Annotated in this window: 11 protein-coding genes; 6 read left to right on the forward strand and 5 right to left on the reverse strand. The window is 61.9% G+C overall.

Features of this window, described 5'->3' with window-relative positions:
• Positions 1-222 precede the first annotated feature (222 nt).
• Complete coding sequence (locus tag RHP72_RS07295) at positions 223-1512, forward strand: adenylosuccinate synthase (protein ID WP_003944351.1); 1290 nt, start codon at positions 223-225, stop codon at positions 1510-1512.
• A gap of 52 nt (positions 1513-1564) precedes the next feature.
• Here the strand turns inward: RHP72_RS07295 and RHP72_RS07300 are convergent, their stop codons facing one another.
• On the reverse strand, positions 1565-2035 hold the full coding sequence (locus RHP72_RS07300; RefSeq protein WP_065454891.1) for a 5' nucleotidase, NT5C type: 471 nt from the start codon (positions 2033-2035) through the stop codon (positions 1565-1567).
• Between the two features lie 45 nt (positions 2036-2080).
• Positions 2081-2311 carry a hypothetical protein gene (locus RHP72_RS07305; RefSeq protein ID WP_003944349.1) on the reverse strand — a complete coding sequence of 77 codons (231 nt, stop codon included), beginning with the start codon at positions 2309-2311 and terminating at the stop codon, positions 2081-2083.
• A gap of 61 nt (positions 2312-2372) precedes the next feature.
• Between RHP72_RS07305 and RHP72_RS07310 the strand changes: the two genes are divergently transcribed.
• Complete coding sequence (locus RHP72_RS07310) at positions 2373-3848, forward strand: PLP-dependent aminotransferase family protein (protein ID WP_019749471.1); 1476 nt, start codon at positions 2373-2375, stop codon at positions 3846-3848.
• Between the two features lie 47 nt (positions 3849-3895).
• On the forward strand, positions 3896-4999 hold the full coding sequence (locus RHP72_RS07315; RefSeq protein ID WP_311094522.1) for a class I SAM-dependent methyltransferase: 1104 nt from the start codon (positions 3896-3898) through the stop codon (positions 4997-4999).
• Between the two features lie 60 nt (positions 5000-5059).
• Here RHP72_RS07315 and RHP72_RS07320 read toward each other — a convergent pair whose 3' ends face one another.
• The 3 genes from RHP72_RS07320 to RHP72_RS07330 all read right to left on the reverse strand — a co-directional run bounded on the left by RHP72_RS07320 (position 5060) and on the right by RHP72_RS07330 (position 10064).
• On the reverse strand, positions 5060-6160 hold the full coding sequence (locus RHP72_RS07320; RefSeq protein ID WP_042924245.1) for a CaiB/BaiF CoA-transferase family protein: 1101 nt from the start codon (positions 6158-6160) through the stop codon (positions 5060-5062).
• A 107-nt stretch (positions 6161-6267) separates the two neighbouring features.
• Complete coding sequence (locus RHP72_RS07325; protein WP_042924214.1) at positions 6268-8334, reverse strand: ABC transporter ATP-binding protein; 2067 nt, start codon at positions 8332-8334, stop codon at positions 6268-6270.
• Positions 8331-10064 carry an ABC transporter ATP-binding protein gene (locus RHP72_RS07330; RefSeq protein ID WP_007726810.1) on the reverse strand — a complete coding sequence of 578 codons (1734 nt, stop codon included), beginning with the start codon at positions 10062-10064 and terminating at the stop codon, positions 8331-8333. Before RHP72_RS07330 ends, RHP72_RS07325 begins: the two co-directional genes overlap by 4 nt.
• 320 nt (positions 10065-10384) lie before the next feature.
• On the opposite strand from RHP72_RS07330, the gene RHP72_RS07335 reads away from it, so the two are divergent.
• From RHP72_RS07335 to RHP72_RS07345, 3 genes are all read left to right on the forward strand, one after another.
• Positions 10385-10507 carry a hypothetical protein gene (locus tag RHP72_RS07335; protein WP_003944443.1) on the forward strand — a complete coding sequence of 41 codons (123 nt, stop codon included), beginning with the start codon at positions 10385-10387 and terminating at the stop codon, positions 10505-10507.
• 210 nt (positions 10508-10717) lie between these two features.
• Complete coding sequence (locus RHP72_RS07340) at positions 10718-10840, forward strand: hypothetical protein (RefSeq protein WP_019749478.1); 123 nt, start codon at positions 10718-10720, stop codon at positions 10838-10840.
• Positions 10841-11202: 362 nt separating this feature from the next.
• Entirely contained in the window at positions 11203-11349 is a 147-nt protein-coding gene (locus RHP72_RS07345) for a hypothetical protein (protein WP_007726811.1), read from the forward strand.
• The last annotated feature ends 215 nt before the right edge of the window (positions 11350-11564 follow it).

Below are 11564 nucleotides of genomic sequence, written 5' to 3' on the forward strand. Positions count from 1 at the left end.
CCGTCCGAATCACTGCCGACGATCTTAGTGCGAGTCTCTGTGTCGACTCGCAATCGTGATGGTCACCGGCCAAATTCTGGACCGTCAGGTCTGGTCTGATGCTCTGGGCTAGACTGCTCCTTCGGTCACTGCAACAGTTCGGCGCTGCATCATGTGCGCGGAAGCCAGGCAGTACCAATGCGGCGGGACAACTGCTGCACGTCGACCGTAGGAGACAACGTCATGCCGGCAATCGTCCTGATCGGCGCCCAGTGGGGCGACGAAGGTAAGGGCAAAGCTACAGATCTACTGGGCGAGCAGCTTCAGTGGGTCGTGCGATACCAGGGCGGTAACAACGCCGGACACACCGTGGTTCTGCCGAACGGTGACAAGTTCGCACTGCACCTCATCCCGTCCGGAATCCTCACCCCCGCCGTCAACAACGTCATCGGTAACGGTGTCGTCGTCGACCCGGGTGTGTTGTTGACCGAATTGGCAGGCCTGGAAGAGCGCGGCGTGGACACGTCCCGCCTGCTGCTTTCTGCTGATGCGCACCTGATCATGCCGTACCACGTGGCCATCGACAAGGTCACCGAACGCTTCCTGGGAGCGAAGAAGATCGGCACGACCGGCCGCGGTATCGGCCCGTGCTACCAGGACAAGATCGCCCGTGTCGGTGTCCGTGCCGCGGACGTCCTTGACGAGAAGATCCTGACCCAGAAGGTCGAAGCAGCACTCGAATTCAAGAACCAGGTGCTGGTCAAGATCTACAACCGCAAGGCACTCGACCCGCAGCAGGTCGTCGAAGAGGTACTGACGCAGGCCGAGGGTTTCAAGCACCGCATCTCGGACACGCGCCTGGAACTCAACCTCGCCCTCGAGCGCGGCGAGACCGTTCTGCTCGAAGGTTCGCAGGGCACTCTGCTTGACGTCGACCACGGCACGTACCCGTACGTGACCTCGTCCAACCCCACTTCGGGTGGTGCGGCGGTCGGTTCGGGAATCGGTCCCACCAAGATCACCACAGTGCTCGGCATCCTGAAGGCGTACACGACGCGTGTCGGTTCCGGTCCGTTCCCGACGGAGCTGTTCGACGATCACGGCGCATACCTGGCGAAGCAGGGCGGCGAGGTCGGTGTCACCACCGGACGCGCTCGTCGTACGGGATGGTTCGACGCTGTCATCGCGCGTTACGCGACGCGCGTCAACGGCATCACCGACTACTTCCTCACCAAGCTGGACGTGCTGAGCAGCCTCGACACCGTGCCGATCTGTGTCGCGTACGAGGTGGACGGTGTCCGCCACGACGAAATGCCGATGTCACAGAGCGACATTCACCACGCCAAGCCCATCTACGAAGAGATGCCCGGCTGGTGGGAAGACATCTCGGAGGCTCGCACCTTCGAGGAACTGCCGCAGAATGCGCAGAACTACGTGCTTAGGCTCGAAGAGCTTTCGGGTGCGTTCATCTCCTGCATCGGTGTCGGCCCCGGCCGCGACGAGACGATCGTCCGGCGCGAGATCGTCCGCTAGTTCGTTCCCTCGAAATCCCCGCTCATGCAAGCATGAGCGGGGATTTCGAGTTTCAAGCCAGCTTCGACAAGTGTGCGGTGACGGTCATCCAGTCGGGAAACTTGGTGCTGCCGAACTTGATCCACTCGCCCTCGAATCGATCTGCTCCGTTTGCTCCGCGGTCGTCGACGAGGTAGTCGCCCCGATTGAGGTGTTTGTGGTGCGAGAGGATCAGACGTTTGTACGCGACGCTGCCTTCCTCCATTCCGAGGTGCTCTTGTACCCACAGAACCTTGTCGTGCCAGGCTGTGGCGTTCTTCCACGGCGCTGTCGAGAGGATGTAGGTGTCGAACTGCTGTGCCAGTTGGTGGTAGGCGTCGATAGCGCCGTCGAGAGGATCCATGCGAGAGAAGATGTGCGGCGCTTCGTCGAGGTCGTTCTTGTACTTCTCTCGGACGCCGTCGGTCAGGCGATCGATGCCCGACTGGAAGTTGACCAAGGTGTTGTCGAGATCGACGTAGAGAATCTTTTTGGAAGCCGGCATGGGAACCCTCTCTGGAGACTTTCTGAGTGCGAAAAGAGTCCAGTTTTACGCAACTGGACTGAGATCAGTGAATTCTTCCCCCTGATCACAATCGCACGGGGGTCTGACAGCGTCGTTCTCGCGGTCTGAAGTCTTGTCGTGGAAGATGCCGCCGAGGGGTGCTGCCAGGCGAAACTGCTCCAACCGAATGTATGTACCTTCACCTTCGGCGGGCGCGAAGAAGTAGACGAGTGCCACGAAGAGTCCGATGCCGATCAGGGTTGCGAAGGTAGTCATGGACATATGATCAACTTGACTGGTATTGAGTTACATAGCCAAGTTGTCGATACTGGACTGCATGATGACTCGAGTTCTCGGTGCCCGTTCGCTCGCGCGCGATCTGGGATCCTGGCAGGAAGAGTCCGGACGCAGGCCCGCGTACCGTGCGCTTGCCGACGGTATCCGCCTGCTCGTGCACGACGGTCGCGTTCCGCTGGGAGTCGCACTGCCGAGTGAGCGTGAACTTGCGGCGGTACTCGAACTCAGTCGAACCACGATCACGTCGTCGTACTCGGTGCTGCGAGACGAGGGGTACCTGATCAGCAGGCAGGGTTCGCGAAGCACCGTGGCATTGCCTGCCGGCGCGCGGCCGAACGGGTTGATGTTCCGCTCCCATCAACCCGGGCCGAGTGGACCCGTCGTCGACCTCAGTTACGCGGCGATGGCAGCTCCCGCCGCTCAGGTCGAACTGGCGTATGCGTCTGCGCTGCAGGAACTTCCGAACTTCCTTCCCACGCACGGGATGGAACCGGTCGGGATCGCCGACTTGCGTGACGTGATCGCGCAGCGCTACACGGCGCGGGGTCTTCCCACCACCGCCGAACAGATCATGGTGACCTCGGGTGCGCAGCACGCGCTTCGATTGTTGCTGTCGGTGCTCACCTCACCCGGCGAGCGAGTGCTGGTCGATCATCCGACGTACCCCAATGCGCTGGAAGCGATTCGGCGAAACGGCGCTCGGCCCGTACCGGTTCCGGTCCGACCGGAGTTCGCGGCAGCCGGAGCCTGGGATCTCGACGGGATTCGTAGTGCAGCAAGGCAAACCGCTGCCAGAATGGCATACCTGATCCCCGACTTTCACAACCCGACCGGCCTCTGCATGGACTCTTCCGGCCGCGCCGAGCTTGCGAAGATTGCGCACGAAACGCGAATGACTCTGGTCGTCGACGAGACGATGGTGGATCTGTGGCTCGACGCACCACCGCCGGCGCCGGTCGCCTCACATGGGCGAGGCGCAGCGAAAACCGAAGTGGTGACGCTCGGTTCGACCGCGAAGTCGCTGTGGGGCGGGCTACGTGTCGGTTGGATTCGCGCCGATGCCGCGCTCATCACCCAGTTGGTGGGGGCGCGTGCCGCGGTCGACCTCGGTACTCCCGTCATGGATCAGTTGGCAGCCGCCTACTTGCTCGCCGACGACCGCTCGTTGCTCGAACAGCGTCGCGAAGTTCTGCGAGAACAGCGTGCGGTACTCCTCGGTGCGGTGGCCGAGCATCTGCCGGACTGGCGTCCCACCATCGGTTCCGGCGGAATGTCGGTCTGGATGCGAATGTCCGCGCCCGTCTCGACGGCGTTGGCGGCGGTGGCACCCAACTTCGGCGTACTCCTTGCCGCCGGCCCCCGTTTCGGCGTAGAAGGTGCGTTCGAACGATTCATCCGCGTGCCGTACGCACGTTCTCCCGAGGACCTCATTCGCGGCGTTGCATCCATCGCCGCTGCGTACGACACTCTCGCGACGGATCGCGACACGGCAGACCAACGAATGGTCGTCGTCTGAGAACTGGGTACACACCCTGAAAGTGGTGTGAAACCAGGAGGTAGGGCATGACGGCGGTAGACGGTACAGGCGCAGCGGGAACCAGTGCGGCGGAAGCGCTCGCAGAACGATTGTTCGCGGCCACGCTCGGGGCATCGGAGCTGCAGGCCGTGTATCTGGGCGACCGGTTGGGCTGGTATCGCGCGCTGAGCGATCACGGCCCGCTCACGTCGACGGAGCTGGCGGACCGGACAGGGACCGTCGAAAGATATGCGCGGGAGTGGCTCGAGCAGCAGGCCGTCGCCGGTTATGTGGACGTCAATTCGGATGCCGATCGCCGGTACAGCCTGCCGCAGGCTCACGCCGATGTTCTGGTCGACGACGAGAACCTACTTTTCCTGGCGCCGCTGGCGAGGCTGTTGGTCGCGACGACGTCGTCGATGCCACGTCTACTCGACGCTTATCGTCACGGTGGGGGAGTCACGTGGGAATCGATGGGCCCCGATGCTCGCGAGGGTCAGGCGCTACTGAATCGGCCGATGTATCTCCATCAGCTCTGTCAGCAGTTTCTGCCGGTGGTCACCGACCTGCACGCCACACTTTCGGACGGCGGGCAGGTTGCTGATCTCGGGATGGGGGAGGGCTGGTCGTCCATCGCGCTCGCCCTCGGATACCCGAAGATCGAAGTGCACGGCTTCGACGTCGACGCGGCGTCGGTGAACGCTGCCCGTCGTAACGCTCATGATCGGGGGGTGGACGACCGCGTGCATTTCTCGTTGGTCGACGTCGCCGGACAGGCTCCTGAGGCCGGGCGAGCCGATGCCGGGACCTACGACGCCGTCTTCGCTTTCGAGTGCCTTCACGACGTTCCGGATCCGGTGGGTTTTCTGTCCACGGCTCGGGCGATTGCCCAGCCGGGCGCTCCGGTGATCGTGATGGACGAACGAACGGCGGATGAGTTCGATCCCGAGGCGGGTCCGATCGAGCAATTGCTGTACGGATTTTCGCTGACCTGCTGCTTACCGGACAGTCTTTCGCATCCGGGAAGCATTGCCACCGGGACGGTGATGAGGCACTCGACACTCGAAAGCTATGCCAAGGCGGCAGGTTTCGAGCGGGTGGACGTGCTGCCGATCGAGCACGAGATGTTCAGGTTCTACAGGTTGGGCTGACGCCCCGTGCGCCTTTTTGGTTGCAGTAACTACCAAAAAGGCGCACAGGGGCCGAAGGCCCTAGGTCCAGACCGTATCGATATCCGTCGCCTCACGCGCCGGCGCAGCAGGCGTCGTGGTGGGCGTGCGCGAGAAGCGCGGTGCGGGAGCATGCTGGGTGACGCCGTCCAGTTCGATGAGCGAACCGCGAGCCGCGATGTGTTCGTTGGACGGAGCCTCGGCGAAAGTCAGGACAGGGGAGACGCAGGCGTCGGTGCCGAGGAAGATCTTGGCCCACTCGTCGCGAGTCTTGGACAGGAACTTTTCGGTGAAGAGCTTCTTCATGTCGTCCCACTTGGACGTGTCCATCTGGTGAGGGAGCGTCGCGGGATCGAGTTCGAGGCCCTCGAGCAGCAATGCGTAGAACTGGGGTTCGATGGATCCGACGGCCATGTACTTGCCGTCGGAGGTCTCGTAGGTGTCGTAGAACGGAGCGCCGGTGTCGAGGAGATTGACGCCGCGCTCGTCGGACCAGACGCCGCGACCGCGGAATGCCCACATCATGTGGGAGAGCGCGAGGGTTCCGTCGACCATTGCCGCGTCGACGACCTGGCCCTTACCGGACGTCGAGCGCTCGACGAGAGCCGACAGAATGCCGAAGATCAGGAACATGGAACCGCCGCCGAAATCGCCGACCATGTTGAGCGGCGGGACGGGACGTTCACCCTTGCGTCCGATGGCGTTGAGGACACCGGTCAGTGAGATGTAGTTGATGTCGTGACCGGCGGCGTTGGCGAGCGGTCCTTCCTGTCCCCAGCCCGTCATACGGGCGTAGACGAGGCGCGGATTGCGCTCCGAGACCACGTCGGGTCCGAGTCCCATGCGTTCCATGACGCCGGGGCGGAAACCCTCGATGAGGACGTCGGCGCGGCCCAGGAGATCGAGCACTTTCGCGACGTCGGCCGGGTCCTTCAGGTTGGCCTCGACGATGCGGCGGCCGCGCTTGATCTGGTCGGTTGCGTTCGAGTCCTGCGGAATCTGCCCTGCGCGCTGCACGATGACGATGTCGGCGCCCATGTCCGCCAACAGTGTCGCGGCGTGCGGGCCCGGTCCCAATCCAGCGAATTCCACGATCCGAATGCCCGCGAGCGGGCCCTTCTTCTCCACAGCTTCTGCAGACACACGCACTCCCAATTCAGACGGTGACAACACTTCTGACCCGACGGTAACGTGTCGAATCGATCAGGTGTGCTCCGGGGCACTGTGTCCACCGAGGGAGGCGCCGATCACTAGACGGCGGCACCCTCGAACTGAGCGTTGTAGAGACGGAAGTACGCGCCCGCCGCTGCGATGAGTTCGTCGTGTGTGCCCTGCTCGACGATCTTGCCCGACTCCATCACGACGATCAGATCGGCGTTACGGATGGTGGAGAGCCGGTGCGCGATGATGAAGCTGGTCCGCCCGACGCGCAACGCGGACATTGCTTGCTGCACAAGCTGTTCCGTACGTGTGTCGACCGAGCTCGTCGCCTCGTCGAGAATCAGCAGCGACGGCTCCGACAGGAATGCTCGGGCAATCGTGATGAGCTGCTTCTCGCCGGAGCTGATGTTCGACGCCTCCTCGTCCAGCACGGTGTCGTAACCGTCCGGGAGCGTGTGGATGAAGCGGTCGACGAAGGCAGCGCGTGCGGCTTCGTGAATCTCGTATTCGCTGGCGTCGAGTCGGCCGTATGCGATGTTGTCGCGGATCGTGCCGCCGAAGAGCCAGGTGTCCTGCAGAACCATGCCGACGTGCTTGCGCAAGTCGGAGCGGCGCATCTGCGAGATGTCGACGTCGTCGAGAGTGATTCGGCCGGAGTCGACTTCGTAGAAGCGCATGAGCAGGTTGACCAAGGTGGTCTTGCCGGCACCGGTGGGCCCGACGATGGCGACCATCTGCCCGGGCCGGGCCGTGAGGTACACGTTCTCGATCAACGGCTTGTCCGGCTCGTACCGGAACGAGACGTTCTCGAACTCGATGTGACCGACGTTGCGATGACGTCCGGCGGGCTCGGGGAGAAGCGGCACGTCGATGTCGGGCGACTGCTCGGGTTCGTCGAGAAGCTCGAAGACCCGCTCCGCCGACGCGGCTCCGGACTGCAGGCTGGTCGACATGGACGCGATCTGCGTCAGTGGCTGGCTGAACTGGCGCGAATAGACGATGAAGGCCTGAACGTCACCGAGTGACATGTTGCCGCTGGCGACCTTGAGAGCGCCGACCACAGCGAGCAGCACGTAGGTGATGTTTCCGACGAAGTTCATGACCGGCATGATCAGGCTGGAGAGGAACTGTGCGCCGAAGGACGCGTCGAGGAGCTTCTTGTTCTGCTCGGCGAATTCACGCTCGGCTTCGGCCTGATGCCCGTACACGCGTACCAGGTCGCGACCGCTGTAGTTCTCCTCGATCTGCGCGTTGATCTTGCCCGTCTCGGTCCACTGAGCCTTGTACAACACCTGTGCTCGCTTGGCGACCCTGGCAACGAGGAGCACCGATACCGGCACCGCGATCAGTGCGATCAGGGCGAGCATCGGAGAGATGACGAACATCATCGTCAGGACGCCGAGGACGGTGAGCACCGACGTCAGGAGCGAGGTCAACGTCGACGACAGCGTCGACGAGATGTTGTCGATGTCGTTGGTGACGCGGCTGAGGATCTCGCCGCGCGGTGTCTTGTCGAAATACGGAAGGGGGAGACGGTGAAGCTTCGCCTCCACCGAGGCACGCAGGTTGTAGATGGTCTTCTGGACGATGATGTTGAGGAGGAATGCTTCCAACCAGGCAAGCAGCGACGAGAGCAAGTACACGCCGATCGCGAGCATGACGACTTTGCCGATGGCGTCGAAGTTCAGACCCACACCGGGAACGACGTCGGTCGAGTTGGCGACAAGATCGGCGAACGTCGAATTCCCTGATGCCCGGATGGCGTCTGCGGCCTGCTCGCGGGTCAGTCCGGCGGGCAGGCTCTTGCCGATGAACCCGGCGAAGATGAGGTCTGTCGCGTGACCGAGGATTTTCGGCACTGCGACCGACAGCGCGATGCTGGCGATCGTCGCAACGACGACACAGAAGACCGCAAACTTGTGCGGCTGCAGAAGCGAGAGAAGCCGTTTCATCGTCGCCTTGAAGTGGCGAGGTTTGGTGTCAGTCGCGGTCAGCGCGGGCTTCGGCTCTTTGTCGGGGGTCTCGGGGTTACTCGACTTCGCATCCCCGTCCGCGGATTCAGGTTCGCTCGGGATCTTGGCGAACACCACCGTCGGGGCATCGTCGAAGTACTGGCTGTTGGGGCCGCCCCATGTCGGGTCCTGCGGGCTGGTCATGCGCTCATCTCCGCGGGAATCTGGGAAGCCACGATCTCTTGGTACGTCGGACAGTTGGCCAGAAGGAACTGATGGTCGCCGAGGCCGACCGGCGCACCGTCTTCGAGGACCATGATCTGGTCGGCATCGATGATGGATGCGACGCGCTGAGCCACGATGATGACCGTCGAATGAGTCGAAACCGTCCGGAGTTCGCGTCGGACCGCGGCGTCCGTATGCATGTCGAGAGCGGAGAACGAATCGTCGAAGACGAAGATCCGGGGTCTGCGGACCACCGCTCTGGCGATGGCGAGACGTTGTTTTTGTCCGCCCGAGAGATTGCCGCCGCCCTGGGCGATCGGTGACTCGAGACCGTCGGACAGCTCCCGGACGAAGTCGTCTGCCTGGGCGATGGTGAGGGCTGCCCAGATGTCGTCGTCGGTGGCGGTCGGGTTTCCGTAGCGGATATTGCTCGCGATCGTGCCGGCGAACAGATAGGCCTTCTGGGGCACGTATCCGAAGTTGGCGAAGAGTTCGTCCTGATCCCAGCCACGGACGTCCAAGCCGTCGACCAGGACGGCGCCGGCGGTGACGTCGAAGAGTCGGGGGATGAGTGAGACGAGGGTCGATTTGCCACTACCGGTACTGCCCACGATCGCGGTGACCGTGCCTGGCATGCATCGCATCGAAACATTCGACAGAACCGGCGTTTCTGCTCCCGGATACGTGAATCCGGCTCCACCGAACTCGACCACGCCGTATGGGCTGGTCGGGCGAAGGGGCTGGGCCGGCGCGGGCACGGTCGCCTCGGTGTCGAGTACTTCGGTGATGCGGTCGGCGCACACGGCGGCGCGGGGGATCACGACGGCCAACATGGTCGCCATGACCACCGACATCAGGATCTGCATGACGTAGGCGAGGAAGGCGCTGATCTGTCCGATCTGCATGTCCCCGGTGTCGACCAGATGCGCGCCGAACCACAGGACCGCCACGCTCGACAGGTTGGCGATCAACATGACGGTGGGCAGCAGAACCGCCTGGTACCGGCCGATGAGGAGCGAAGTGTCGGTCAGTTCCTTGTTGGCCTTGTCGAAGCGGATCGTTTCGTCGGGTTCGCGAACGAAGGCGCGAATGACACGCATACCGGTGAGCTGTTCGCGCAGTGATCGATTGATGTTGTCGATCCGCGTCTGCATCGTCCGGAAATGCGGGATCAGCTTGGCCACCACGACCGAGACGGTGATGCCGAGCAGTGGTACCGAAATCGTCAGGAGCCAGGACATCTGCAGGTTCTCGCGCAGAGCCATGATGATGCCGCCGATGCACATAAGTGGGGCGCTGACGAGCATCGAGGACGTCAGCATGACCAGGGCCTGGATCTGCAGGACGTCGTTGGTGTTGCGTGTGATCAGCGTCGGCGCACCGAAACTGTTGAATTCGCGATCCGAGAAACTGCCGACTGCCTTGTAAAAGGCGCCTCGAACGTCGTGGCCGAAGCCCATCGACGATTTTGCAGCCAGATAGGTCGATGCGACCGACGCGATGATCGACGCAAGCGAGACCAGGAGCATGATCCCGCCGGTGGACATGATGAATCCGGTGTCGCCTCGGGCGACGCCGTCGTCGATGATCCGCGCGTTGAGTGTGGGGAGGACCAACGACGCGATGGCCCCGAAGAGTTGCAGTGCGAGGACCCCGGCAAGCAACCAGCGGTACGGCGGCAGGTACGTCTTGAGGAGTTTTGCTAGCACGACGGTTCCCGGTGAGTTGCCTCGGTTGCCACTCGTTCGCGATTGATCACACGCACACGGTATGACAGATCGCGGTCGAGGTTGGCACCGACTCTGACGATTGCATCCTTTTGTCCCAATTGACTGTGATCTCGAACACACTCGAATTCGAGATTGGATTCAGGTCACAGCACCTGAACTGCAGGTTTACATATTCATCCAATGTGTCACGTTTTCGATTGGACAGAAACAAACTGGACGTACGTATTTAGCTTGGCTACAAAGACGTGCAGCGAACAAAACGTGCGCCGCGTCATAGATATTCATGCAAGGAGTCACATATGGGATCCCTCGGAAACCTCCTCAAGGCCAACGGTATGGGCTGGGGCATTCTCCAGCTTCTGCCCCTGGTCAACATGCTCAAAACCCTTCAGGGGCTGGACACTGCGAGCTCGAACTCCTGACGTTCGACCTCGAGAAATCTTCCGAAACAACACAGGAGTAGTCGCATGACCTCGATTCAGAATCTCGACGCCTTCCTCAAGAGCGTTCTTGCATTCGTGACCAAGTTGAACGCGGGATCGGCAGACGGCTCGGGTTCGGCCGGTTCGGCCGCCGAGTAGTTCTCGGTCCTCACTTCATCTCAACTGCATTCCGACAAAAGGAGGCCCGACATGGGTTCATTCGAAGACTTCAGCGGCGTCGTCAAGACGTTCATTCCGGTGCTCAAGGACCTGTTCACGGCACTCGGTGGTGGCTCTCTCACCCCTGGGACGGGATCGGCGGCCGATAAGTAAGTCCAGTTTGTCCGAAAGTGTGGCTCGCAGTTGTCTGCGGGTCACACTTTTCGGCTTTTCACTGTGAGCTAAATCACATTATGCGACATTCTAGAGGGTGAATTTGCGCTTTGAACTGCAATTATCCGTAAAGGTGTGACCGAAAGTCCGCATTGATAGCTATTAGGTAGCTAGACAAGTGTGGAAAGCCGGTCTATAAATGCAGGCAGCGCCAAGTAAGTGCGCTACATCACAGCTCGGGATGTTGTTCGGGGGGCGGTTCAGCCATCCGTGCGGCAGAAGTTCCCGAACCATCTCGGCCACCGCCTGCGGCCGGAATGGCGCTGGAACATCACATCACCTCACATACAGGAGAACCTCCTATGTTCGGATCACTCAGCACCCTCGGACCCCTGCTCACCGCGCTCGGAGCTTTCCTCAAGTCCGTTCCCACCGAATCGCTGTCCGGCAAGGGCGAGGGCTCGTCCACCGGTTCACTCTCGGGTCTGTCCAGCGGATCCGCCGAGTAGTCATCCCTTCCGGCAGGTCCATTCGGCTCTGCCGATCGGATTGCATGCAGGTGCCCTCTGTCCACTGTCGTGGCCGGAGGGCACTCGCGTTTGCGGAGATGGTCGCAGCTGCCGTTTTGGCATGTGAACACAGAACTGCGAGTGGCAGCACCTGCGTACGATGGTTCGACGACATCGGCATACGGTCACCGCGACGTCCGGTGCTCCCGAATTCA

The organism is Rhodococcus sp. SG20037, from assembly GCF_031763325.1.
Lineage (GTDB): Bacteria > Actinomycetota > Actinomycetes > Mycobacteriales > Mycobacteriaceae > Rhodococcus_F > Rhodococcus_F qingshengii.

What these genes read in the sequence shown, in the direction of transcription:
- RHP72_RS07295 (WP_003944351.1), top strand. Translation starts at nt 223, where the DNA reads ATGCCGGCAATCGTCCTGATCGGCGCCCAGTGGGGCGACGAAGGTAAG.
- RHP72_RS07300 (WP_065454891.1), bottom strand. Translation starts at nt 2,035, where the DNA reads ATGCCGGCTTCCAAAAAGATTCTCTACGTCGATCTCGACAACACCTTG.
- RHP72_RS07305 (WP_003944349.1), bottom strand. Translation starts at nt 2,311, where the DNA reads ATGACTACCTTCGCAACCCTGATCGGCATCGGACTCTTCGTGGCACTC.
- RHP72_RS07310 (WP_019749471.1), top strand. Translation starts at nt 2,373, where the DNA reads ATGATGACTCGAGTTCTCGGTGCCCGTTCGCTCGCGCGCGATCTGGGA.
- RHP72_RS07315 (WP_311094522.1), top strand. Translation starts at nt 3,896, where the DNA reads ATGACGGCGGTAGACGGTACAGGCGCAGCGGGAACCAGTGCGGCGGAA.
- RHP72_RS07325 (WP_042924214.1), bottom strand. Translation starts at nt 8,334, where the DNA reads ATGACCAGCCCGCAGGACCCGACATGGGGCGGCCCCAACAGCCAGTAC.
- RHP72_RS07335 (WP_003944443.1), top strand. Translation starts at nt 10,385, where the DNA reads ATGGGATCCCTCGGAAACCTCCTCAAGGCCAACGGTATGGGCTGGGGC.
- RHP72_RS07340 (WP_019749478.1), top strand. Translation starts at nt 10,718, where the DNA reads ATGGGTTCATTCGAAGACTTCAGCGGCGTCGTCAAGACGTTCATTCCG.
- RHP72_RS07345 (WP_007726811.1), top strand. Translation starts at nt 11,203, where the DNA reads ATGTTCGGATCACTCAGCACCCTCGGACCCCTGCTCACCGCGCTCGGA.